This is a genomic window from Mycobacterium sp. 1164966.3, assembly GCF_001665395.1.
Taxonomy (GTDB): domain Bacteria; phylum Actinomycetota; class Actinomycetes; order Mycobacteriales; family Mycobacteriaceae; genus Mycobacterium.
Map to the genome: position 1 here is coordinate 28,135 of NZ_LZSG01000032.1, position 24,245 is coordinate 52,379.

The following is a 24,245-nucleotide window of genomic DNA, read 5'->3' on the forward strand; positions in this document are numbered from 1 at the left end:
AATGACGGATACCCCTGTGCTCGCCTTGGTTTCGGAACCTGCCGATGTTCGGCAGCGCTTCACCGTGACCGGTGTGGTCCAGGGAGTCGGCTTTCGTCCGTTCGTCCACCGCATCGCCACCGAGCTGGGTCTGGCCGGTTTCGTCGGCAACGATTCAGGAGCGGTGTTCCTCGAAGTGCAGGGGCACCACGCACGCGTCGGCGAATTCGCCCAGCGGCTGCGTGCCCAGGCACCACCACTGGCGCGGATCAGCGCCGTCTCGGTCGTCGACGTCGCGCCGGAAACGGGCTGCGGCAAGCAGTTCCGTATCGTGGCCAGCCGGACCGCGGCCGGTGCCGGAACGCCGATCCCGCCCGACGTCGCGGCCTGTGACGAGTGCGTGGCCGAGTTGTTCGACCCGAACGACCGACGCTACCGGCACCCGTTCGTCACCTGCACCAATTGCGGACCGCGGTTCACCATCATCGGCGCGTTGCCGTATGACCGTCGGGCCACCACAATGTCGGGCTTCGCCATGTGCGAGCGGTGCGCGGCCGAATACCATGATCCGGCCGACCGCCGGTTTCATGCCCAACCGATAGCCTGCCCGGATTGCGGCCCGTCGCTGTGGTTCTCCTCGGCGCACGGCCGCATCGACCGGGCCGATGCCGCGCTGGCTGCCACCCAACGGGCTCTGGGCACTGGTGCGGTGGTCGCGATCAAGGGAATTGGTGGATATCATTTGGCCTGCGCTGTCGACGACGAAGCGGCAGTCAGCGCGTTGCGGGCCCGAAAAGCGCGCGGGGCAAAGCCTTTCGCCATACTCGTGCGTGATCTCGACGTCGCGCGGCGCTACGCATTCGTCGACGGCAACGAAGCCGCGGTGTTGCGCGGTGCGGCCCGGCCGATCGTGCTGCTGCGGCGGCGCTCCGGCGCACCGGTGGCTCCGGCGGTCGCGCCAGGCAGCCCGCTGCTCGGGCTGATGCTGCCCTACTCCCCGATCCATCACCTGCTGCTGGCGCCCATACCCGGTACCGACGCACCGGTTCCGGACGCGCTCGTCCTCACCAGCGCCAATCGTTCCGACGAACCGATCTGCTTCACCGACGACGATGCCGCACAGCGACTTCCCGCATTGTGCGACGCCGTGCTGAATCATGACCGTCCGATACACGTGCCCTGTGACGACTCCGTGGTGCGCGTTCTTAGCTGCGCGAGCAGACGCGGTGGCGAGCTGCCGATCCGGCGATCCCGTGGTTACGCGCCGCTGCCTGTCGATCTCGGCATCACTGGACCTGCCGTGTTGGCGGTGGGCGGGGAACTCAAGAACACCTTCTGCCTCACCGACGGCTCACGCGCTTACCTGTCGGGGCACATCGGCGACATGGGAACGTGGGAGACGCTGCGGGCGTTCGAGCGCGCGGTGCGGCAGCTCAGCGAATTACGTTGCAGCCCAGTCCGAGTAGCTGCCGACCTGCATCCGGGGTATCACACCCGCAGTTGGGCTGAGCGGCACGCGGGGGGACGGCCGCTGGATCTGGTCCAGCACCATCACGCGCATGTGGTGTCGCTGCTCGCCGAGCACGGCCGCATCGGTGAACCCGTCATCGGAGTCGCCTTCGACGGCACCGGCTACGGCTGCGACCAGACGATCTGGGGCGGGGAGATCCTGCGGCTCGGACACGACAGTCACCGGTTCGTTCGGGCCGGCCACCTGTTGCCGGTCCCACTGCCAGGCGGTGACGCCGCGGTGCGCAATCCATGGCGGATGGCGCTGTCCCAACTATGGATGGCCGGCATCGACTGGACCCCACGCCTGCCGCCGGTCGCGGCGGCCACCCCAGACGAATTACGCCTGATCCGTTCGCAATTGGAGAGCATGACCGGGTGTGTGCCGTGTTCGAGCATGGGCCGGCTGTTTGATGCGGTCGCCTCGTTGCTCGGGGTGCGGCACCGGATCGACTACGAGGGGCAGGCCGCAATCGAACTCGAAACTTTGGCCGACTCGGTTCACGACTCGGCGCGGCCCATGCCATCGCTGTCGTTGACGGTGCGTCCCGACAACGTGATCGATCCCGCTGCCATGATGCAAGAGCTGGTGTCGGCCCTTAACGCTGGCGAGCAGCCGGCACCCCTGGCGGCGGCGTTCCACCGGGCGGTCGCGGACGCCGTCGCCACCGTGGTCCGCCAGGTTGCCGGCACGGTGCGGGCGGTTGGGCTCACCGGCGGTGTGTTCCAGAATGTGCTGCTGCTACGGGAGTGCCGGGAACGGTTGCAGCGAAATGGTTTTGAAGTCCTGACTCATCAACTGGTGCCCCCCAACGACGGTGGGCTGTCGTTGGGCCAGGCGGCGATCTCGATGCTGACCGCACGGGAGGAGGCTGACCGTTGAACACCACCACCGCGATCGACCGCGGCTTGGGCGCAGAACTAACAGCAGACCTGGCCGCCACCGCGTTCACCCTGGCCAAGCGATTCGCGGCCGGGGCCACCATGTGGTCCATCGCACCGTCGTGGCAACCCCATGCCATGCACATCGCGGTCGAGTTCGTACACCCGGTGATCATGGGCAAACGTGCACTGCCAGCCGTCGCCCTGACCGGACCCGACCTGGTGGACCTGGTCCGGGTGTCGGTCCGGCCCGGCGACATCGTGATTGCCGTCTCTTCGGCCGACGACCCCGCGGTGTGTTCGGTGATGCGCCGCAGCCCGGCGTGGGGTGCCGGCACCGTCTGGATCGGCAGCGGGCCGCGGCCCAGAGCGGGCCTGGCCGACCACGTGCTGTGGCTGGACGATCCCGATCCGCGGATTCCGGCGACCGGTGGCTTCGTGCTCTTCTACCACCTCTTGTGGGAGTTGACCCACGTTTGTTTCGAGCACTCCGGGCTGCTCAAACCCGAACGCTCCGAAGATGTTTGCGTCACCTGCAGCGACGAGGGCCGACTGGCTGAGGTGATGGCGGCATCAGCAGAGGGGTCGGCCACCGTGCGCACCGCACGTGGCGTCGAGAACGTGGTGACCACGCTGGTCGGTCCGGTCGGGGCGGGAGATTTGGTGCTGGTGCACGCCGGGATGGCGATCAGCCGCGTCGAGGAGGACGGTCCATGAGCCACGACGAACCCACCAACTTCCTCTACCCGTTCATCGATGCGCAGGAGGACGATGCTCAGTCGCTGCTCGCCGACCTGACCGCCTCCGCGCAGGCCAAAGCGGCCGAGAGCCTGGCGCTGCGGCGCTCCACGCTGGACGCCAACGCCGGCCTGCTCGCGCGGGCCGCCGCCGAGATGGCCCGCCGATTCGCCTCGGGCGGAAGGATGTTCACCTTTGGAAACGGTGGCAGCTGCACCGATTGCACCACTTTGGCATGGTTGTTCGCCCGTCCCCCGATGGGCAGACCGCTGCCCGCCTGGTCGTTGACCGCCGATCAGGCGATCATCACCGCGCTGGGCAACGACGTCGGGTTCGAGCTGGTCTTCGCCCGACAATTGATCGCCCGCGCTAAGGCCGGCGACATCGCCGTCGCCATGTCGACCAGCGGCGGCTCACCCAATCTGCTGACCGCGCTGGCCGAGGCGCGGCAGGGCGGCCTGTACACCATCGGCTTCGCCGGATACGACGGCGGCGCATTCGTGAACAACCCGAATGTGGACGCCTGCTTCGTCGTTCGCTCGCAGAGCGTGCACCGGATCCAGGAATCGCAAGCGCTGTTGGGATATCAACTGTGGTTGGCGGTACATGATTGCTACGACCGAGGGCTGGGGGCGGCATGAGCAAGCCGGCAGGCGAATACCTGTCCTCCGGGCCACGTTTCGCCGAGGGTGAGGTGATCGAGCGGATCGAGTCCTTCCGCCGGCGTCGTCCCCGACTGCTCGACGAGCACGTGACGCTGGCGCACGGAGCTGGCGGTAAGGCCTCGGCTGCATTGGTGGACGCGGTGTTCCTGGAGGCGTTCCGCAATCCGCTGCTCGAGTCGCTCGGCGACGGGGCGGTGCTCAACCTGCCGAGTGGTGAGCGTCTGGCGATGTCGACGGATTCATTTGTGGTGCAGCCCAGGCGTTTTCCCGGCGGCTCGATCGGGGAGCTCGCGGTGAACGGCACCTGCAACGATCTGGCCATGGCCGGAGCCGTACCGTCCTGGGTCTCCGCGGCATTCGTGCTCGAAGAGGGCTTCCCGATCGCGGAACTCAAGGAGATCGTCGCGGATATGGCGGCCGCAGCCGCGCAAGCGGGCGTGCAAATCGTCACCGGTGACACCAAAGTGGTGCCCAAAGGTGCCGCCGACGGGCTGTTCGTCACCACCACCGGGGCCGGCGTCATTCCGGCGGGCCGGCGGCTGTCGGCGCGGGCGGTGTGCGCCGGCGACAAGGTGCTGCTGTCCGGAACGATGGGCGATCACGGCATGTCCGTCATGCTCGCCCGCGGCGACCTGGCCATCGAGGCCGACATCCGGTCCGACACCGCCGCCGTCAGCCCGCTGGTGGAACTGTTGATGACGGCCGCGCCGTCCACCCGTTGGCTGCGCGACGCCACTCGCGGCGGGGTGGGCACCGTCTGCAACGAATTGGCGCATGCCTGCGGACTCGGGGTGCTGCTCGAAGAGGAGCGACTTCCGTTGCGGCCCATGGTCAGCGGTGCATGTGAGCTACTCGGCATCGACCCCCTCTACGTCGCCAACGAGGGCAAGTTCGTCGCCGTCGTCGCACCGGAAGAGGCCGACGCCGGGTTGGCCGCGTTGCGGTCGCATCCATTGGGGGCCGATGCCGCCGAAGTCGGCGAGATCGTCGCCGAACCTGCCGAAAGCGTGGTGCTGCGTACCGGATTCGGCGGCACGCGGATTGTCGACATGCTGGTCGGGGACCCACTGCCACGAATCTGCTGAACTCAGAAAAGGAGGTGGCTTGCCATGTGTCTCGGCATTCCGGGCCGGATCGTTGAGATCACCGACCCCGCAAACTATCTGGCGAAGGTCGACGTCAGCGGCGTGCAGCGCACGATCAGCGTGCGCCTGCTGGAGAACGACATGCCCGAGCCCGACGACTGGGTGCTGGTACATGTCGGCTTCGCGATGGCCAAGATCGACGAAACCGAAGCGTTGCTGACATTGGCCGCCGTCCAAAAACTCGGTGACACCTATACGACCGAGATCGAAGCCTTCGACTCCTCTGCCATTGTGTAAGGAACCGCAATGAAATTCGTCGACGAATTCCGTGACCCGGCCGCCGCCCGCAAATTGTTGACCGCCATAGGGCACTTGGCGGGTCCTGACGAACACTTCAAGTTCATGGAGGTGTGCGGCGGCCACACGCACACCATCTACCGGCACGGCATCGAGCACCTGCTACCGGAGAATGTCGAACTGGTACACGGCCCGGGTTGCCCCGTCTGCGTGATCCCGATGGGCCGCATCGACGACGCGATGTGGCTGGCCGGACAGCCCGACGTCATTTTCACCTGCTTCGGTGACATGATGCGGGTGCCGGGTTCGGCCGGCAGCCTGCTGGACGCCAAGGCCCGAGGCGCCGACGTGCGATTCGTCTACTCCCCGCTGGACGCGCTCAAGATCGCGGTCGACAACCCCGAAAAGCGGGTGGTGTTCTTCGCCATCGGCTTCGAGACCACCGCGCCTTCGACCGCGGTCACTCTGGTGCGCGCCCGCGACCTGGGACTGCGCAATTTCAGCGTCTTCTGCAATCACGTCATGATCGTGCCGCCGATCAAGGCCATCTTGGAATCACCCGATCTGCGGCTGTCCGGTTTCATCGGCCCGGGGCACGTTTCGACCGTCGTCGGCAACCGGCCGTACCGGTTCGTGCCGGAAGTGTACCGAAAGCCGTTGGTGGTGGCGGGCTTTGAGCCACTGGACATCTTGGCCGCGGTCGCCATGCTGCTGCGGCAGATCCGCGAGGGCCGGTGCGAGGTGGAGAACCAGTACAAGCGGGTGGTCCCCGAGCAAGGGAACCCGGCCGCACTGGCGCTCATGGGCAAGGTGTTCGCGTTGCGCCCGCACTTCGAGTGGCGTGGGCTTGGTTTCATTTCGCAGAGCGCGCTGCGGCTACACGACGACTTCGCGGAGTTCGACGCCGAACTGCGGTTCGCGATGCCCGGTGTGCGGGTCGCCGACCCCAAGGCATGTCAGTGCGGCGAGGTACTCAAGGGTGTGCTCAAGCCTTGGGAGTGCAAGGTTTTCGGCACGGCATGTACACCGGAGACACCGATCGGCACGTGCATGGTGTCGCCCGAGGGAGCATGCGCGGCTTACTACAATTTCGGCCGCTTGCACCGGGACGCGGTCAAGCTGGTGGGGCAGTCCGGACGCGGCTGACATGGACGGCCCTGGCCCCCGGTTTACCAGCGGCGCCGAGATGTTCGCCCGTTACGCCTATGCTCCCAACGCACTTGGCTTCTGCGGGCCTCCACTCGGCGCGACGCTGCGTGACGGCTCGGTCGAGGACGTGCGCCATGCGGCGGCGAAGTTTTCCGGCGCCTGGCCGTACCTGCGGGTGCTGTCCAGCCTGACCGGCATTGCCGACCCGCTGGATTACCGGCTCGTCGAGTCGTACTGGCTCGGCGGTGGCGTCGGCGCCGGTCTCGATCCCGACGAGTTCTTCGACGAGTTGCTGGCCATTATCGGCCCGCAGGCGGGTCGCTACTGGTCGCATCTGACACCGGATCTGGCCGCCGAGGCGGCGCCAAACCACTGCTTTCACGTGTTCGGGGTGTATCCCTGGACGCGCTTTTTGGGACGCGGTATGGACGAACACCCCCTGACGGTACTGGATAATTGCCGGATCACTTGGGGGACAGTCGTTTCCCGCGATGCTGACCAAGTCGTGGTGTTGTGCCGGAAGCTGATCTGGGACGGTGTGGCTCTCCAGCTGTCCGAACCGGCGCGGCGCCGGCTCGAGGTGTGGGCCGACGGCTACAGCGCGGTGCCCGATGTCGCGGTCGGCGACGATGTCGCGGTGCACTGGGGGCGGCTGTGCGGCCGGCTGCAGCCGCGGCAGCTGGAGGCGCTTGCGGAAAGCACGGATCGGCAATTACGGGTGACCAGCCAGCGGCTGGCCCACGTCTGATCGCGTGCCAGACTGACCGGATGCCCGGCTCAATCCGCGACGTGCTGCCGGCCGCGGCGGCGATGCTCGGCGTCCCCGGTGCGGCCCACGAGCCGCCGGGCATTCTCGCCGACCTCGACCAGGTCGACCGGGTGGCGGTCGTGCTCGTCGACGGGATGGGTTGGCATCTGCTGCCGGAGCTGGCCGGCGACGCGCCGCTGCTCGCCTCCGTCCTGGCCGGCGGCGCCGGGCGGCTGCAGGAGCTTGCCTGCACCTTTCCGTCGACGACACCGAGCAGTCTGGTATCGCTGGGCACCGGCGCGCAGCCGGGCGAGCACGGCATCCTGGGGTTCACGCTCAACGTCCCGGGCACCGACCGTGTGCTCAGCCACATCACGTGGCGCGACGATCCGCCGCACCGGCAATGGCAGCCGCTGCCCAGCTGGTTCGAGCGGCTGGGATGGGCGGGCGTCAGCGCGCGTGCCGTGCTGCCCGAATGGTTCATCGGCAGCGGACTGACCGATGCGGCATATCGCGGCGCGCAGTTTCGTCCGACACGCGCGGACGAGGACTACGCCCAGCATGTGACGGACGAGCTGCACGCGGCACCAGGACTGGTCTACGCCTACACCGCCGCGCTGGACACCGCGGCCCATCTGTTCGGTATCGGCTCGCCGCAGTGGCGCGAAGCCGCCACGCAGGTCGATGCGCTGTTGACCCGGCTCGTCGAGACCCTGCCGCCGGATGCGGCGCTGCTAGTGACCGCCGACCACGGCGGCCTGAATGTCCCGCCGGAGGCCCGCGTCGACATCGACCGCGACCCACAGCTGGCTGCCGGAGTCCGAGTAGTTGCCGGCGAGCCACGGGTGCGCTACCTGCACACCGAGCCGGGTGCCGCAACCGATGTGCGGGCCACTTGGCGCGAGTTGCTTGACGGCCGCGCCGAGGTATACAGCCGCGACGAAGCCGCGGCCACCGGAATGTTCGGGCCGGTGGACCCGCGATTCCTGCCCCGGATCGGCGATGTAGTCGTCGTCTGCACCGGCAACACGGCGGTGCTGGCGACAGGTCATGAACCGCCGGAAACGGCTCGGCTCATCGGTTTTCACGGCGGTGCCACGGCAGCCGAGATGGCGATCCCGCTGATCGTTTTCAATGCGGGCTGACCATTTCAAGCCGCGCAGCACAATTGATGAAACCCCCCGCGGCACCTCATATCGATTTCAAACCTTCTGACCGGCTGCAAAGCGGTCCTGTTGTTATACAGTCGAGCCACTGTGGATGTCCCGAGCGCGCCCAAACCTTGGCAAGCAACCGTCGCGATGCTTGTCACGCTGTGTCTGCTGGTTGCCGTCCTCGAAGGTAATCCGTTGCGCGCGAACCTGATAGCGGCGGCGACACCGCAGTCACCGACGGCTCTGGTTTCCGGTTCGGCGCAATCCGATCGCGAATTTCTTTCCGGCACCACGCCGGTCAATCACGCTACGTTCAAAAGTGCTGCGACGAAACGCAATCGCCAGCCGCTGCGGGCGCACGTCGCCGCCCAATCAGCCTGGTGGCTGCGGCCGATCGACTTGCCTGCCTTCGGATTTCAGTCGGGCGATGTGCGCTCTGGTGCGCGTGTGACCGCAGCCCTTGGCGGGCAACACATTTTGACCCAACTCTGCACCGCGCGGCGCTGATCGGTCAGATTTTCCCGACCGTGTCATGGTCTGCACTCGTGACACGCCGGTGAGCTTCGGCGCGGCCGGAATCCGCTTGCCGGGACGTTTGCCGAGGTCGGACATCGCACCGACAGCAACGACTAGATCTCTAAGCGATTTCAAAGGAAGTTTCCAGGCGGTGAACGGCCGTCACTCCTGTACATTAAAATCACTGTGAACAAAAGGTGTACAGCAGGTGAACGGCTCCTTGCCGGACTCTGAAGTCAGGACGGTCAGCTATGAGTTTCGGGGCTTTGCCGCCGGAGGTCAACTCCAGGCGCATATACGATGGCCCAGGCTCAGGGCCGATGCTGGACGCCGCGACTGCCTGGGACCGCCTCGCAGCCACCCTTTACGACCAGGCGACCGCCTACCAGTCGATCACCGCACAGCTGTCCGGCGGCTGGCAGGGCCCCGGTGCAACAGCGATGGCCTCGGCGGTCGCGCCACAGATCGCATGGCTCAACGCCGCCGCAGCACAAGCCCAGCACGCCGCCAACCAGGCTAAAGAGGCTGCCAGGGCCTACGAGACCGCATATGCGGCGATGGTCCCCCCGCCGTTGATCGACGCCAACCGCGCGCTGCGGGCGGAGCTGGCGTCTACGAATCCCCTGGGCCAGATCAGCGCGGCCGTAGCGGACGCCGACGCCGAATACGAACAGATGTGGGCCCAGGATGCCGACGCCATGTATGCCTATGCCGGCACCTCGGCCGGCGCCACCGAAGTGACGCCGTTCGCCTCGCCGCCGATGACCGCCGATCCGGTCGGGCTGGGGTACGCGACCTCGGCCTTGCTGGATGCGGAGGAGATCATGGCCAGCGGCAACCAGCTGATACCAGCGGTCCCCCGGGCGTTGCGGGCGCTCTCCACCTCGCCCGTCACGGCGGCGGCCGCTGGGTCGGTCCTGCCGGCACTGGCGAAACTGCGCAAGCTGCGGCTGGGCTTTGCCAGAGTGGCCAAGGCGGCCACTGCTGCGGGCGCCGATCGCACCGTTCTCGGCGGCACAGTCGAAGCGGGCTTCGGTCGCGGCACGGCGGTGGGGAGTCTGTCGGTACCGCGGGGCTGGGCGAAGGTCACGGCGGTAGCGCCTGTAGCGCCGCCGCGGCAACGCACCGGCTGGGTCTGTGAAGAGATCGTCGACGTCGAATACAGCGAGCCGCCGTTGTGGCCGCTGGCCCGCTAGCATGCGGTTCGCGACTTGTTCCAGCGTGATTCAGGGTTGGACGACGGCCCCATGATGCGGCGGGTCTGAGCAGTCGCAGCAAATCATTTGAATTCTTTTTGCAAATCGATTGCATCTGCGTGGGGCGCATAGTTACTTTCTTAATGCGGGATTCGCTTCCGACACTGAGGGGACGCCACATGGCTGGTCCTTTAACTAGCCGGCAGCCGTTGTCATACTTCGGGCTGCGGAAAGCCGTGACGAACGACCGACAGCTGCTCACGCATGCAATCTGGCGCTACGCGCAGATCGAGACGCAGTGGATGGTGCGGGCCGAATACCTCGGCTGAAACGGCTGTACCAGGCGGCTTGGGTGTGCCATAAGCCGCGATCACCACCGTGCCAATCTCAGCTTGTGGCGTTCTGGATTGAACCCATTGCGCTACATCATGTTTCACGCGCGGCGGTGTACAACCGACCGGCGTTGTCGTCGTGCGCCCAAACGCGGGCGCCCCCATGGGGTCGGGCCAAATACTTTAGGGAGTCCGTCCATGTCCTACGTCCAGATCGTACCGGAGATGCTGTCCGCAGCCGCAGCCGACTTGCAGGCAATCGGCGCAGCCGTGAGTGCTCACAATGCTGCTGCGCTGCCCCTGACCACGGCGGTGGTGCCCGCCGCCGCGGATGAGGTATCGGCTTTAACCGCAGCGCAATTCGTGGTGCACGCGCAAATGTATCAAGCAGTTAGCGCCCATGCTGCCGCCATCCACGAAGCGTTCGTGACGATGCTGGCCGCCAGCGGCGGCTCTTACGCGACCACTGAAGCCACCAACGCAGCCGCCGCGAGTTGACGAAAGGACTAGAGCAATGGACTTTGCAGCGTTTCCACCAGAAGTCAATTCCGGCCGCATGTATGCCGGGCCGGGTGCCGGCCCTATGCTGTCCGCCGCACTGGCGTGGGACAGCTTGTCTGCCGAGTTAGCCTCGGCTGCAGAGGATTTCGGATCCACCGTCGTCAACCTGGGTGGTGGGGCCTGGCGCGGCCCGGCATCGGCGGCGATGGTGTCCGCCGCTGCTCCCTACGTCGCGTGGCTGGGAACCACAGCGGCGTACGCCAACCAGACGGCGGACCAAGCCAAAGCTGCCGTCGGAGCCTACGAGGCTGCATTCGCCATGACGGTCCCCCCACCGGTGATCACGGCCAATCGCGCGCTGCTGGCAATGCTTGTCGCCACCAACGTGCTCGGGCAGAACAACCCGGCGATCGCCGCCACTGAGGCACACTATGCCGAAATGTGGGCGCAGGATGCGGCCGCTATGTACGGTTACGCCGAATCCTCCGCGGTCGCATCGACATTGACACCGTTCGCCGAAGCGCCGCCCACCACCAATGGCACAGCTTCGGCGCTCGCCATGGCTACGAAAGCCAGCTCGGAAACCGGTGCGGGCGCCCAGGCAACGCTGTCACAGCTGATGTCGGCGTTACCGACGACACTGCAGGGTCTCGCTTCTCCAGGATCAGGTGTGGCGTCATCCACGGGGCTGCTGGATTGGCTCGGACTGGGCGGGGTCAACTTCTCCAGCCCGGCGGGAATACTCAATTTCTTGTCCGGCGCCGATGGAGACCCGTTGGGCACTTTTCTCAACAGCAATCTTGTGAACTCGATATTCTCGTCCGGTTTCTACATGCCGGGCAACTTCTTGGGGACGATGAGCGATTTCATCGGCCTGCAGAACTCCGGCACGGCCGCCGGGGAGGCCGGGGAAGCTGCCGGGGAAGCAGCCGGAGCGGCGGGAGAAGCAGCCGGAGCCGCCGGAGCCGCGGGGGAAGCGACTGGGCTGGGCGGGATGGGCGGCGCGGTGTCTGCCGAGGTGGGTAGCGCGGGTGCGATCGGGCCGTTGTCCATCCCGCCGAGCTGGCCTGAACCGGCCCCGGCTGTTGCTTCGCCTTTACCCGGCGCGGGGTTCGGCACACCGGCCGTCGAGCCGGGCCCGTCAACCATGCTCGGCGGGATGCCACTGGTTGGCCCCGGTGGAGGCGGCACAAGTCAGACTCCCCGCTACGGGTTCCGCCCGACCTTCGTGTCTCGCCCACCGGCGGCGGGATAACCAGCGCTCGGATCTACAGCGGCGTCACGTACGCCGAGCTGATACCGCCGTCGACCAGGAACGTCGAGGCGGTGATGAACGACGCGTCGTCGCTGGCCAAGAACGCGACCGCGGCAGCGATCTCATCGGGGTCGGCGAAGCGGCCGAGCGGCACATGCACCAGCCGGCGGGCGGCCCGCTCCGGATCCTTGGCGAAGAGCTCCTGCAGCAGCGGGGTGTTGACCGGCCCGGGACACAGTGCGTTGACTCGGATGCCCTGTCGCGCGTACTGCACCCCTAGCTCCCGGGACATAGCCACCACCCCGCCTTTGGAGGCGGTATACGAAATCTGGGAGGTCGCCGAGCCCAGCACCGCGACGAACGACGCCGTGTTGACGATCGAGCCTTTCCCAACCGGCACCATGTGCCGCAGCGCTGCCCGGCAACACAGGTACACCGACTTGAGGTTGACGTCTTGCACCCGCTGCCACGCGGGCAATCCGGTGTTTTCGATCAGATCGTCCTCGGGCGGCGAGATGCCGGCGTTGTTGAATGCGATGTCGACGGATCCGCAGCGCTGCGCCGCGGTGTCGAACAGTGCGTTGACCGCGCCCTCGTTCGAAACATCCACTGCCACAAACAAACCGGAAAGCTCATCGGCCGCGGCCGCACCGGCGTCGGCGTCGATGTCTCCGACCACGATCGTCGCGCCTTCAGCGTGCATCCGGCGCCCGGCGGCCAGCCCGATTCCGCTGCCGCCGCCGGTGATGACCGCCACCCGCCCGGCCAGGCGCTGCGTCAGGTCCATTGCTGATCGCCTTCCGGGATCGCGATGAACACGTTCTTGGTTTCGGTGAATTGCAATGGCGCGTCCGGCCCGAGCTCACGGCCCAGTCCCGACTGCTTGAAGCCGCCGAATGGCGTGTGGTAACGCACCGACGAGTGCGAGTTGACGGATAGATTCCCCGATTCGACGGCGCGTGACACCCGCAGGGCGCGAGACAGGTCGTCGGTCCAGATCGATCCGGACAGCCCGTAGGCGGTGTCGTTGGCCAGCGCGATCGCGTCCGCCTCGTCCTCGAACGGCAGCACGGTGACAACCGGGCCGAAGATCTCCTCGGTGACGCTGCGGTCGTTGCGCTCAGGGGTCAAAACCGTTGGCGGAAACCAGAACCCGCGTCCTGACGGCGAGGTGCCGCGAAACGCGACCGGCGCGTCGTCTGGAACGTAGGAGGCGACCTTGTCCCGGTGCGCGGCGGAAACCAGCGGACCCATGTCGGTGTCACGGGACCGGGGGTCCCCGACGGCGACGCTTCGCACCGCCGGCTCGAGCAGCTCCATGAACCGGTCATAGACGCTGCGCTGCACCAGAATTCGGCTGCGGGCGCAGCAGTCCTGTCCGGCGTTGTCGAAGACCCCGGCCGGCGCGCTGGCGGCCGCGCGCTCCAGGTCGCAATCGTCGAAGACGATGTTGGCGCTCTTGCCGCCCAGTTCCAGCGTCAACCGCTTCACTTGTGCGGCAGCCCCGGCCATCACCTTCTTGCCGACTTCGGTGGACCCGGTGAACACGATCTTGCGCACGTCGGGGTGGGTGACGAAGCGCTCGCCAACCACCGTGCCCTTCCCCGGCAATATCTGCAGCAGGTCCGCGTCCAGCCCGGCCTCGAGCGCCAGCTCACCGAGCCGCATGGTGCTCAGCGGGGTCCACTCGGCGGGTTTGACCAGTACGGCATTGCCGGCGGCCAGGGCCGGCGCGATGCCCCAGGACGCGATCATCATCGGAAAGTTCCACGGCGTGATCACCCCGACTACGCCCAGCGGTTCGTTGAAGGTGACGTCGAGTCCCCCGTCGACGGGAATTTGCTTGCCGGACAGGCGTTCCGGGCTGCCCGCATAGAATGCCAGCACGTCACGCACGTGGCCGGCCTCCCATTCGGCCGACGCAATCGGATGTCCGGAGTTGGCCACTTCCAGCGCGGCCAGGTCGTCGCCATGCGCGTCGATGACGGCCGCGAAAGCGCGCAGGCTCGCCGCCCGCTGCGCCGGCGACAACCGCGCCCAGCGACGCTGCGCCGCTCGGGCCCGCGCGACGGCGTCGTCGACCGCGGCGGCATCGGTGTGCTCGACCGATCGCAGCACTTCCTCGGTGGCGGGATTGATCAGTTGCGCGGCGCTGCTCACTGCTGTACCGAGCTCATGCGATAGGCCCGCGCGGCATCGACGATCGCGCTGAACAAACGCAGATCGTCCAGCGACTCTTCCGGATGCCACTGCACCGCAAGGACGAAGTTCTCGCCAGGCAGCTCGAGCGCCTCGACGACGCCATCGGCGTCCCACGCGCTGACCACCAGGCCCGCGCCGACTTCGGCGACCGCCTGGTGGTGATAGCAGCGGACTTCGGTGGACTCCCCGATCAGCCCGGCCAACCGGGTGCCCGCCACGGTCCGCACCGGCAGCGCGGTGAACATCGCGTTGCCGGCCCGGTGGCCGTGGTGGCCCAGCACGTCGGGCAGGTGCTGATGCAGCGTCCCGCCGAACGCGACATTGAGCACCTGGGCGCCGCGGCAGATACCCAGCACCGGCAGATTGCGTTGCAGCGCGCCCGCCAGCAGCGCGAACTCCCAGGCGTCGCGGACAACACCGGGCGGGTCGGTTTCCGGATGGGCTTGCTGGCCGTAGGCGGCCGGGTCGACGTCTTTACCGCCGGTGATCACCAGACCATCCAGGCCGTCGAGCACTCGCCCCGCGGCGTCGGGATCGACCGGTTGCGGCGGCAACAGCACCGCGATTCCGCCGGCCATGGTGACGCCGTCGAAGTAGCTGGCCGGCAAGAGACCCGCCGTGACGTCCCACACTCCGGTCTGTGCCCGATCCAGGTAAGTCGTCAACCCGACGACAGGCCTACAGGCGTTCAAAGCCACGCATCCTCTCCCAGTCGGTGACCGCCGAGTTGTAAGCCGTCAGCTCGACGCGAGCGTTGTTCAGGTAGTGCGCGACGACGTCGTCGCCAAAAGCCTCCCGGGCCAGCTCCGAAGCTTCGAACAGCGCCGCGGCCTCGGCCAGCGTGGCGGGCAGCCGCTCGGTGTCGACGGCTTGGTACGCGTTGCCGAAATACGGCTCCGGCGGTTCGAGGTCCTGCTCGATACCGTACAGGCCGCCCGCGATCAGCGCCGCCACCGCGAGGTACTGGTTGACGTCGCCTCCGGGAACCCGGCATTCGACACGGATGTTGGGTCCCCGGCCGACCACTCGCAACGCGCAGGTGCGGTTGTCCAGTCCCCACGCCACCGCCGTAGGCGCGAAGCTTCCGTCGGCAAAGCGCTTGTAGGAGTTGATGTTCGGCGCGAAGAACAAGGTGAGCTCGCGCAGCGTAGCCAACTGGCCGGCGAGGAAACGGCGAAACAACGGCGACATGCCGTACTGTCCGCTGCTGTCGGCGAGCGGCGCGTTTTCGGAGCCGTCACGGCCGCGTAGCGAGAGATGGATGTGGCAGCTATTGCCTTCGCGCTCATCGTATTTCGCCATGAACGTCAGGCTCTTGCCGTGCTGGTCGGCAATCTCCTTGGCGCCGTTCTTGTAGATGGCGTGGTTGTCGCAGGTGACCAGCGCGTCGTCGTACCGGAACCCGATCTCCTGCTGGCCTTTGTTGCACTCACCCTTGACGGCCTCGAATTGCAGGCCCGCCCCCTGCATTCCCAGTCGAATGTCGCGCAACAACGGCTCCATCCGCGACGACGCCAAGATCGCGTAGTCGATGTTGTAGTCGCTGGCCGGAGTCAGGTCGCGGTAGCCGCCGGCCCACGCGTCGCGGTAGGACTGGTCGAACACGATGAACTCCAGCTCGGTGGCGACGTCGGCGGCCAGTCCCCGCTCCTCGAGTCGGTCCAGCTGGCGGCGCAGGACCGCGCGGGGCGAGACAGTCACCGCGCTGCCGTCGGCCCAGCCCAGATCCGCGATCACCAACGCCGTCCCGGGCAACCAGGGAATGAGGCGGAACGTGGTGAGATCCGGTGTCATCACCATGTCGCCGTAGCCGGTGTCCCAGCTCGACATCGCATACCCGGACACGGTGGTCATGTCGACGTCGACGGCCAGCAGGTAGCTGCAGCACTCGGCACCGTGTTCGGCCATTTCGTCGATGAAGAGCCGGGCCGACACCCGCTTGCCGGCGAGCCGTCCCTGCATGTCGGTGAACGCCACGATGACGGTGTCGACGTCGCCGGCACCGACCAGTCGTTCCAGGTCGGCCCACGACAACAAGGCCGTACCCGGAGCGGTCACAACACTTCCTCCTCGAAAGTGCGCTACCAGGTGCTGGTGCGCAAGACGATCTCGGCGGCCAGCTGGGCCGTCGACTCCTGGGCGCTGCGCCGCCCGAGGAGGTCCACGATGCGGTAGTCGGCATAGACGAATTGCTGGCTGTCGCGGGCCACCGCCCGGGCGGCCGACGAACTGACCAGGACGGTGGTGCTGATCTCCACCGGAGGGCAGTCGGCGTCCTGCACCACCCCATCGGGGCCGGCGACCCGCGGATGTCCGCGGTCAATGGCCACCAGCGCGACGAACCGGCCCAGCCGGGTGGCCGCCAGCTCCCAGGCGAGCTCACCACCGGTGCGGTCGCCGACCACCACCGCCCACCCGATCCGCAGGACGTCGAGGATGCCGATCACCGACTTGGCGGTCAGCCGGGGCTCGGGGCCGATGACAACCGTGCGTAGTGACGCCGTGTGCAGCCGGTCGCAGACCGCGTCGTAGGCGGCGGGCGCGCGTTGTTCGGCGCCCAGGATCACGACGACGACACCCTTCTCAGGACCGGCTACGGCCACTTGGACAGGAAAGCCGTCGAGCGTGGTCATCATCGAGGGCATTGTCGAACGTTACAGCGAATCGGGTCGCCAGCGCGACGCTTTTCAGTGGAATCCTTGTCGCGCAACACTTTACGGTGCGGTGTGGCGCAGCTCGCTGACGATGTGCGGCCGGTGCGGCGGTGGGCCGTCGAGCAGGCCGAGGACAGCGTCGACGTCGAGATGAGATGCCAACAGGTCGGCCATCAGCTCCAGTTGGGAGTCGCGGCGCGCAGCGACGTTCACGTCGGCGGCCACGGCGAAGCCCCCGCGTCTCGCGGCCTCTGCGACCCGGGTGAGCCAGCAACGACGGAATTCGTCGTTGTCGAGCAGGCCGTGCCAGTGGGTGCCGAACACCGCGTCGCGCATGACGCCCGGCGGCTCCGGCGCTTGGCCGTCGACGTCGAACCAGGCCGTCTCGGCGCACCGGGCCAGGCGCCCGTGATGAATCTCGTAGCCACGCAACGGCGAGTTCCAGCGGCGCAGCACCTTGTCGGGCGCGAAGACGATGTCGGCATCCAACAATCCCAGGCCCTCGACCTGCCCCGTTCCGGACTCCACGCAATCCTCGATGCGCCCGCACAGCATCTGGAAGCCGCCGCAGATACCCAGCACGGGTTTGCCGGACCGAGCGTGATCGGCGATCCCACCGGCCAGGCCCCGATCGCGCAGCCAGCCCAGGTCGGCGACAGTGGCCTTGCTGCCCGGAAGCACGATCAGGTCGGCGTCGGCCAAATCGGCGGGCTCGGTGGCCCAGCGGACCAGCACACCGGGCTCGCAGGCCAGCGCCTCGACGTCGGTGGAGTTGGAAATGCGGGGCAACCGAACCGCGGCCACCCGCAGCCACTGCTCGCCCACCGGCGGCGACGGGGTGCCGACAACCCGGTGCGCAACCACCGACAGCGAATCCTCGGCATCGAGCCACAGCTGATCCGCGTAGGGCAGCACTCCGTAGGTGGGGCGGCCGGTCATGCTCGACAGCTGCCGTAGCCCGGGTTCCAAAAGCGCGGGGTCGCCGCGGAACTTGTTGACGATGAAGCCGGAGATGTGCGCTTGATCCTCGGGGTCAAGGACCGCGACCGTACCGAAGAGGTGGGCGAGCAGGCCGCCACGGTCGATGTCGCCGACGAGGACCACCGGCAGGTTCGCGGCTCTGGCCAGTCCCATGTTTGCCACGTCGGTGGCCCGCAGGTTGATCTCAGCCGGCGATCCGGCACCCTCGCAGATGACCGCATCGAAGTCACGGCGCAGGTCGGACAGCTCGCTGACGACGAGGTCGGCGAGCCGGTCGCGGTGCGTGAAATAGCTTGCCGCAGTGACGGTGTCGACGACTTGTCCACGAACGACCAGCTGCGAGGTCCGGTCACCGCCCGGTTTGAGCAGGATCGGGTTGAAGCGCACGCTGGGTTCCAGGCCCGCCGCCCGGGCCTGGATCGCCTGGGCCCGCCCGATCTCGCCGCCTTCGACGGTGACCGCGGAATTGTTGGACATGTTCTGCGCCTTGAAAGGCGCGACCCGAGTCCCGCGGCGGGCCAGCAGCCGGCACAGGCCCGCGACGACGACGGATTTCCCGGCGTCCGAGCTGGTGCCCGCGACCAGCAACGCGCCAGTCAAGTTCTTATGGCGAGCAGACGCAGAAGCCCCGATTTTCGGCCGGAAATGGGGCTTTTGCGTCTGCTCGCGCTAGAGGCACGTGAGGATCTCGGCGCCGGTGTCGGTGACCAACAGGGTGTGCTCGAACTGCGCGGTCCACTTCCGGTCCTTGGTGACCACCGTCCATCCGTCGGGCCAGATCTCGTAATCCAGGGCGCCCAGGTTGATCATCGGCTCGATGGTGAACGTCATTCCCGGCTGCATGATCGTCTGCACCGCAGGCTGGTCGTAATGCAAGACGACCAGCCCGTTGTGAAACGTGGTGCCGATGCCGTGGCCGGTGAAGTCGCGAACCACGTTGTACCCGAACCGATTTGCATATGATTCGATGACGCGGCCGATCACCGACAACGCGCGCCCGGGTTTGACGGCGTTGATGGCGCGCATCGTCGCCTCCCGGGTCCGCTCGACCAGCAACCGGTGTTCTTCCGAGACGTCGCCGGCCAGGAACGTCGCGTTGGTGTCGCCGTGCACGCCGTCGATGTAGGCGGTGACGTCGATATTGACGATGTCGCCGTCGACGATCACCGTCGAGTCGGGGATTCCGTGGCAGATGACCTCGTTCAGAGAGGTACAGCAGGACTTCGGAAATCCCTTGTAGCCCAGCGTTGATGGGTAGGCGCCGTGGTCGACCATGTATTCGTGTGCGATGCGGTCCAGTTCGTCGGTCGTCACACCGGGCGCGACCGCTTTGCCGGCCTCCTGCAACGCCCCGGCGGCGATCCGGCCGGCGACGCGCATCTTCTCGATTACCTCCGGGGCCTGCACCCACGGCTCGGTGCCCTCCCGGGCCGTGGGCTTGCCGACGTATTCCGGGCGCTCGATCGACTTGGGCACCGGCAGCGTCGGGGACAGTTCGCCTGGAGAGAGGGCGGTGCGGCCGGGCATGCCGTTCAGCTTAGCCAGAAAGTGAACCGGGCAGGCCCGGCAACTGCCGGCGCAGCAGTGTGCGGCGCGGTCCCCGGATGATCACCGACCCGAAGGTCACGCGACCGGTCAGCACGACGTGCGGCCTGCCTTCGGCCGGGGGTTCTTTGCGGCGGTCGCTGGCGCTGCCCACATAAACCTCTACGTTGTCGATCGAAGCGCTGGCGCCGTCGGGCAATCGAAGATCCAGCGAGCCGAACTTCATGTCGAGTTCGATGACCACCACCGGTCCGGCGAAACGGGCCTTGGTGAGGTCCAGTTCGATCGACCCGACCCGGCGCACCAGCGCCAGCCGGGTGGGCACGGTCCATTCGCCGTGCCGCTTCAGCGACCCGACCCAGCCGCGCAATTCCACCCGGTCAGCCGCGGATGTGACGATCGCGCCGGGTCCGGGCAGGTCGTCGACCAGCCCGTCCAATTCGCTTCGGGTACGCGCATAGGACACGCGTGATGACCGCTGTTCGAACTCGTCGATGTCGATCAGCCCGAGGGCGACGGCGTTGTGCAGTCGGCGCATCGTGCCGTTGCGGTCCGCGTCGGAAACCCGCAGTGAAACCATGTCCCCACCGGAATCACCCACCCTCGCAACTTACCGCTGTTGGGGGCCGGTGCGTCGGTAAGCCGGCCGCCGCTTAAGCTAGATAGCCCGGCGGCAGCGACTCGAACATCACCTTGGTCATCCGGACCGCGTATTCGGAGCTGCCACCCCCGACGATCAGCGCCGCGAATGCCAGATCGCCGCGGTATCCGGCGAACCAGGAATGCGACCCGCCCGGAAACTCAGCCTCACCGGTCTTGCCGAACACCTCGCCGCAGCAGTTCGCGATGTCCTTGGCGGTCCCGTTGGTGACCACCAGCCGCATCATCGGCCGCAGGGCATCGATCATCTTCGGGGAGATCGGTGTGGTGTCCCCGTCGACCGCCGTCGGGTGGCCGGCGATCAACTGCGGCACCGGGGTTCTGCCGGCCGCCACCGTGGCCGCCACCAGAGCCATGCCGAATGGGCTGGCCAGCACCTTGCCCTGACCGAAGCCGTCCTCGGTGAGCTCGGCCAGATCAACCGTCGGCGGCACCGAACCGGTCACCGTGGTGATGCCGTCGACCTGGTAGTCGAGCCCGATCCCGTAGCTTCTGGCGGCCTGCGACAGACCCCGGGGCGGCATCCTGCTGCTCAGCTCGGCGAACGTGGTGTTGCACGAGCTGGCGAACGCCCGCGACAGCGGGACCACCCCCAGGTCGAAGCCGCCGTAGTTGGGGATGGTGCGGTGGCCGATGTCGATGTGGCCCGGGCAGCCCAGCATCGTGTTGGGGGTGGCCATGTCGCGCTCGACGGCGGCTCCGGCGGTGATCATCTTGAATGTCGACCCGGGCGGGAACAGTCCGTTGGTGGCCAGCAGGCCCTCGGCATCCGCGCCCGCGTTCTGGGCGATCGCGAGAATCTCCCCCGTCGACGGTTTGATCGCCACGATCATCGCTTTGCCGCCCCGGGTGTCCACCGCGTGCTGAGCGGCGTTCTGCACGATGCGGTCCAGGGTGATCGAGACCGATGGCGCCGGCGATCCTTCCACCTCGTGCAGCACTTCGACGTCGACACCGTTCTGGTTGACGCTGACCACCCGCCACCCGGCCTGGCCATCGAGGTGGTCGCCCACCGACTTCTTCACCGCGGCGATCACGGCGGGCGCGAAATGCGGATCGGTCGACAGCATCTCGGCTTGGGGAACGATGACGACGCCGGGCAGTCTGCCGATCGCCGGCGCGACTTTGTCGTTGTCGTCGGGATGCAGCGTGACCCCCAGGTCCAGCGGCTGGGTCGCCGAGCTGGCTCGTTCGGCGAGCAACTGTGGGTCGTTCAGCGTGTCGTTAAAGGGATGCAGCGCCTCCACCACCGCGTGCGCCGTCCCCATCAGGGCGGGTCCGGCCTGGGTGGCGTCCAGCGTGTAGTGATACACGTAACCGGGCGCCAGCACGTCGCTGCCGCCGAGTTCGTTCACCGACGCGCGCCGTGGCTTGTCGGCTCGCAACGCGAAGGTCTGATGCTCGCCGAGCTTGGGGTGCAGGTTGGCGGGGGACCAGCGAACGTGCCAGCGCCCCTCGTCGCGAGCCATCTTGAGCTGGCCGTCGTAGCTCCAGGTCCGGTTCTTGGGCAGGTGCCAGGTGAAGCGATAGCTGACCGTGCCGGTGTCCTCGGCGTACTTCGAGCTGAGGATTTGCGCGTCCAGGTGGCTGGTCTGCAGGCCGGCCCACGCGGCGTTGAGCGCCTCGCGTGCCTCGTTGGGGTTGTCGCTGAGTTGCGCGGCGGTGACCGTGTCGCCGACGGACAACGCGCGCAAGAACTTCTCGGCAGCAGGAGCCGGGCCCTCCGGCCGTGGCGTGCACCCCTGCGCCGCGGCGGCGACAACGAGCACTGCAAGCAGACCTGCGACTCGTGATACTGATGAGTTTAAAGTTGCCATCGAGGCTGATGTTAGGCAATTTGCGTGCGGCCAAGCCGGAGGCACACCGAGACCGGATCGTTACGCACGGGTGTGGCGCCGTTGCGGGGTCGCGGGTCCGTCCCGAACATTTCGTTGTCCGCCTTTGGGCGTGAATCCTGGGCGGCGAGTGTGAATCCTGGGCGCTCGGTGTTACGCCAGGGCCCAAATACGCGCCGATTCCCGCCGTCACCTCACGCGCAAAGCCGTGAGTGCACACCCAACGCCGTCAGTTCACATGCAACGCGTCAACTCACGCGCAAAGCCATCAGCGCGACAAGCTAGTCCAGCAGCACAGTGGCGAAAGTGCCGACTTCCTTGAAGCCCACATGCGTGTATGCGGCACGGGCCACCGTGTTGAAGTTGTTCACGTACAGGCTGGCGATGCGCCCGCCGGCGACGATCACGGCCGCCAGCATCGCGGTGCCGCGGGTGCCCAGGCCCAGGCCGCGCCACTGCGGATGCACCCACACCCCTTGGATCTGCCCCACAGCCGGCGACTGCGATCCCACTTCGGCCTTGAAGACGACCTCGCCGTGCTCGAAACGGGCCCATGCCCGCCCGGCCGCGATGAGGTTGGCCACCCGCCGCCGGTAGCCGCGTCCGCCGTCACCGATGCGCGGGTCCACACCGACCTCGCCGATGAACATGTCGACGGCCGCCACCAGGTAGGCGTCCAGCTCGTCCGGCCGAACCTGACGCACCTCGGGATCGATCTCGCAGCTCGGGTGGGTGGTCAGCGCCATCAGCGGTTGGTCGTCGCGCACGTCGCGCGCGGGACCCCAGCCCGGCTCCAGGCGCTCCCACATCGGCAATACCAGCTCGGCCCTGCCGACCAGCGACGAACAGCGACGCACCCCACTCATCGCCTCCTCGGCGAAGGCGTTCAAATCGGCTGGGCCCCCGCGCAGGGGGATCAGGTTGGCGCCGGCGAAGCACAGCGACTCGTCCGCCCCGCGACGGGTCCACAATTCGCCGCCGATCGAGTTCGGGTCCACACCGTGGTCGGCGACCCGGGCCGCAACCATGCACGCTGCCACCGGGTCGTCGTCGAAAACCCGCCAGACGGCGGCGGCGTCACGCACCACGGACACCCGCCGCTCGCCGACCAGGCGAAAGATGGGCGGAGCCGACATCTCGTGACTCTCTAGTGGTGCGAACTGTGCAAAACAAACCAGGCCACAAGGGCGCTGGTCCCTATCAGCTTACGGTCACAATAGGCGAACCGCTCGCTGTCGTGTCAGGTCCGTTATCGGCGGCGAGTCGCATCGCCTCCTCGATCAGCGTCTCGACGATCTGCGCCTCCGGCACAGTCTTGATCACCTCGCCCTTGACGAAGATCTGGCCCTTGCCGTTGCCCGACGCCACGCCCAAGTCGGCCTCGCGGGCTTCGCCGGGACCGTTGACGACACAGCCCATCACGGCCACCCGCAGCGGCACCTCGAGGCCGTCCAGGCCGGCGCTGACCTCATTGGCCAGCGTGTAGACGTCGACCTGGGCTCGACCGCAGGACGGGCAGGACACAATCTCGAGCGAACGCGGGCGCAGGTTCAGCGACTCGAGGATCTGGTTGCCGACCTTGACTTCTTCCACAGGCGGAGCCGACAGCGACACCCGGATGGTGTCGCCGATGCCGCGCGACAGCAGCGCACCGAAGGCCACGGCGGACTTGATGGTGCCCTGGAAGGCGGGACCGGCCTCGGTGACACCGAGGTGCAACGGATAGTCGCACTGTGCGGCCAGCTGCTCGTACGCCGAGACCATCACCACCGGGTCGTTGTGCTTGACGCTGATCTTGATGTTGCCGAAGCCGTGCTCCTCGAACAGCGAGGCCTCCCACAGCGCGGACTCGACCAGCGCCTCCGGCGTGGCCTTGCCGTACTTCTCCATGAACCGCTTGTCCAGTGAGCCGGCGTTGACGCCGATGCGGATCGGGATGCCCGCCGCGCCGGCGGCCTTGGCGACCTCCCCCACCCGGCCGTCGAATTCCTTGATGTTGCCCGGGTTTACCCGTACCGCGGCACAACCGGCATCGATGGCGGCGAAGATGTACTTCGGCTGGAAGTGGATGTCGGCGATGACGGGAATCTGGCTGTGCCGGGCGATCTCGGCGAGCGCGTCGGCGTCCTCCTGGCGCGGGCAGGCCACCCGGACGATGTCGCATCCCGCCGCGGTCAATTCCGCGATCTGCTGCAGCGTCGAGTTGACATCATGGGTTTTGGTGGTGCACATCGACTGCACCGATATCGGGTGATCGCTGCCGATGCCAACGTCGCCGACCATGAGCTGGCGCGTCTTGCGACGCGGGGCCAGCACGGGAGCCGGGGGTGTCGGCAATCCCAAGCCGACGGTCATGAGTATC

At 67.2% G+C, this 24,245-nt stretch carries 23 protein-coding genes; 12 read left to right on the top strand and 11 right to left on the bottom strand.

Annotated features, from left to right (window positions below; genetic code table 11):
- Position 1: 1 nt before the first annotated feature.
- The 12 genes from hypF to A9W99_RS10700 all read left to right on the top strand — a co-directional run bounded on the left by hypF (position 2) and on the right by A9W99_RS10700 (position 12,006).
- Positions 2 to 2,371: a carbamoyltransferase HypF gene (gene hypF, locus A9W99_RS10645; protein ID WP_067376694.1), complete on the top strand. Its 2,370-nt coding sequence runs from the start codon at positions 2 to 4 to the stop codon at positions 2,369 to 2,371.
- On the top strand, positions 2,368 to 3,087 hold the full coding sequence (locus A9W99_RS10650) for a HypC/HybG/HupF family hydrogenase formation chaperone (protein WP_067376698.1): 720 nt from the start codon (positions 2,368 to 2,370) through the stop codon (positions 3,085 to 3,087). Before hypF ends, A9W99_RS10650 begins: the two co-directional genes overlap by 4 nt.
- On the top strand, positions 3,084 to 3,749 hold the full coding sequence (locus tag A9W99_RS10655; RefSeq protein ID WP_067376700.1) for an SIS domain-containing protein: 666 nt from the start codon (positions 3,084 to 3,086) through the stop codon (positions 3,747 to 3,749). The genes A9W99_RS10650 and A9W99_RS10655 overlap by 4 nt, the downstream gene beginning before the upstream one ends.
- Complete coding sequence (hypE, locus tag A9W99_RS10660; protein ID WP_067376703.1) at positions 3,746 to 4,858, top strand: hydrogenase expression/formation protein HypE; 1,113 nt, start codon at positions 3,746 to 3,748, stop codon at positions 4,856 to 4,858. The genes A9W99_RS10655 and hypE overlap by 4 nt, the downstream gene beginning before the upstream one ends.
- Positions 4,859 to 4,882: 24 nt before the next feature.
- Positions 4,883 to 5,155, top strand: coding sequence for a HypC/HybG/HupF family hydrogenase formation chaperone (locus tag A9W99_RS10665; protein ID WP_067376706.1), 273 nt, complete (start codon positions 4,883 to 4,885; stop codon positions 5,153 to 5,155).
- A 9-nt stretch (positions 5,156 to 5,164) separates the two neighbouring features.
- The gene (gene hypD / locus A9W99_RS10670; protein ID WP_067376709.1) at positions 5,165 to 6,301 is read left to right on the top strand and encodes a hydrogenase formation protein HypD; all 1,137 of its coding nucleotides are present in this window, start codon (positions 5,165 to 5,167) and stop codon (positions 6,299 to 6,301) included.
- Between the two features lies 1 nt (position 6,302).
- Entirely contained in the window at positions 6,303 to 7,052 is a 750-nt protein-coding gene (locus A9W99_RS10675; RefSeq protein WP_067376712.1) for a DUF6390 family protein, read from the top strand.
- Positions 7,053 to 7,072: 20 nt separating this feature from the next.
- Complete coding sequence (locus A9W99_RS10680; protein ID WP_067376716.1) at positions 7,073 to 8,197, top strand: alkaline phosphatase family protein; 1,125 nt, start codon at positions 7,073 to 7,075, stop codon at positions 8,195 to 8,197.
- A gap of 156 nt (positions 8,198 to 8,353) precedes the next feature.
- Positions 8,354 to 8,713 (top strand): hypothetical protein, encoded by a 360-nt coding sequence (locus A9W99_RS10685; protein WP_067376719.1) that lies wholly within the window; start codon positions 8,354 to 8,356, stop codon positions 8,711 to 8,713.
- A gap of 260 nt (positions 8,714 to 8,973) precedes the next feature.
- Positions 8,974 to 9,918 (top strand): PPE family protein, encoded by a 945-nt coding sequence (locus A9W99_RS26815; RefSeq protein WP_067376723.1) that lies wholly within the window; start codon positions 8,974 to 8,976, stop codon positions 9,916 to 9,918.
- A gap of 530 nt (positions 9,919 to 10,448) precedes the next feature.
- Entirely contained in the window at positions 10,449 to 10,748 is a 300-nt protein-coding gene (locus A9W99_RS10695) for a PE family protein (protein WP_067376725.1), read from the top strand.
- Positions 10,749 to 10,764: 16 nt separating this feature from the next.
- Positions 10,765 to 12,006, top strand: a complete 1,242-nt coding sequence (locus A9W99_RS10700; RefSeq protein ID WP_067376728.1) for a PPE family protein — start codon at positions 10,765 to 10,767, stop codon at positions 12,004 to 12,006.
- A 13-nt stretch (positions 12,007 to 12,019) separates the two neighbouring features.
- On the opposite strand, the gene A9W99_RS10705 is transcribed toward A9W99_RS10700, so the two are convergent.
- The 11 genes from A9W99_RS10705 to ispG all read right to left on the bottom strand — a co-directional run bounded on the left by A9W99_RS10705 (position 12,020) and on the right by ispG (position 24,238).
- Entirely contained in the window at positions 12,020 to 12,793 is a 774-nt protein-coding gene (locus tag A9W99_RS10705) for a 3-oxoacyl-ACP reductase (RefSeq protein WP_067376731.1), read from the bottom strand.
- Positions 12,784 to 14,166, bottom strand: coding sequence for an aldehyde dehydrogenase (locus tag A9W99_RS10710; RefSeq protein WP_067376734.1), 1,383 nt, complete (start codon positions 14,164 to 14,166; stop codon positions 12,784 to 12,786). The genes A9W99_RS10705 and A9W99_RS10710 overlap by 10 nt, the downstream gene beginning before the upstream one ends.
- Complete coding sequence (locus tag A9W99_RS10715) at positions 14,163 to 14,906, bottom strand: gamma-glutamyl-gamma-aminobutyrate hydrolase family protein (protein WP_067376736.1); 744 nt, start codon at positions 14,904 to 14,906, stop codon at positions 14,163 to 14,165. The genes A9W99_RS10710 and A9W99_RS10715 overlap by 4 nt, the downstream gene beginning before the upstream one ends.
- Positions 14,887 to 16,266 carry a glutamine synthetase family protein gene (locus tag A9W99_RS10720; RefSeq protein ID WP_067376739.1) on the bottom strand — a complete coding sequence of 460 codons (1,380 nt, stop codon included), beginning with the start codon at positions 16,264 to 16,266 and terminating at the stop codon, positions 14,887 to 14,889. The genes A9W99_RS10715 and A9W99_RS10720 overlap by 20 nt, the downstream gene beginning before the upstream one ends.
- A 23-nt stretch (positions 16,267 to 16,289) precedes the next feature.
- A complete protein-coding gene (locus tag A9W99_RS10725) occupies positions 16,290 to 16,853 on the bottom strand; it encodes an alpha/beta hydrolase (protein WP_067376742.1) in 564 nt (187 codons plus the stop codon).
- Between the two features lie 69 nt (positions 16,854 to 16,922).
- Positions 16,923 to 18,443, bottom strand: a complete 1,521-nt coding sequence (locus A9W99_RS10730) for a cobyric acid synthase (protein WP_067376744.1) — start codon at positions 18,441 to 18,443, stop codon at positions 16,923 to 16,925.
- A 69-nt stretch (positions 18,444 to 18,512) separates the two neighbouring features.
- A complete protein-coding gene (gene map / locus A9W99_RS10735) occupies positions 18,513 to 19,370 on the bottom strand; it encodes a type I methionyl aminopeptidase (RefSeq protein ID WP_067376747.1) in 858 nt (285 codons plus the stop codon).
- 10 nt (positions 19,371 to 19,380) lie between these two features.
- Entirely contained in the window at positions 19,381 to 19,968 is a 588-nt protein-coding gene (locus A9W99_RS10740) for a DUF1707 domain-containing protein (protein WP_371514947.1), read from the bottom strand.
- Positions 19,969 to 20,041: 73 nt separating this feature from the next.
- Positions 20,042 to 21,865: a penicillin-binding transpeptidase domain-containing protein gene (locus tag A9W99_RS10745; protein ID WP_067376754.1), complete on the bottom strand. Its 1,824-nt coding sequence runs from the start codon at positions 21,863 to 21,865 to the stop codon at positions 20,042 to 20,044.
- A 299-nt stretch (positions 21,866 to 22,164) separates the two neighbouring features.
- A complete protein-coding gene (locus tag A9W99_RS10750; RefSeq protein WP_067376757.1) occupies positions 22,165 to 23,019 on the bottom strand; it encodes a GNAT family N-acetyltransferase in 855 nt (284 codons plus the stop codon).
- Positions 23,020 to 23,083: 64 nt separating this feature from the next.
- Complete coding sequence (gene ispG / locus A9W99_RS10755) at positions 23,084 to 24,238, bottom strand: flavodoxin-dependent (E)-4-hydroxy-3-methylbut-2-enyl-diphosphate synthase (protein WP_067376760.1); 1,155 nt, start codon at positions 24,236 to 24,238, stop codon at positions 23,084 to 23,086.
- Between the last annotated feature and the right edge of the window lie 7 nt (positions 24,239 to 24,245).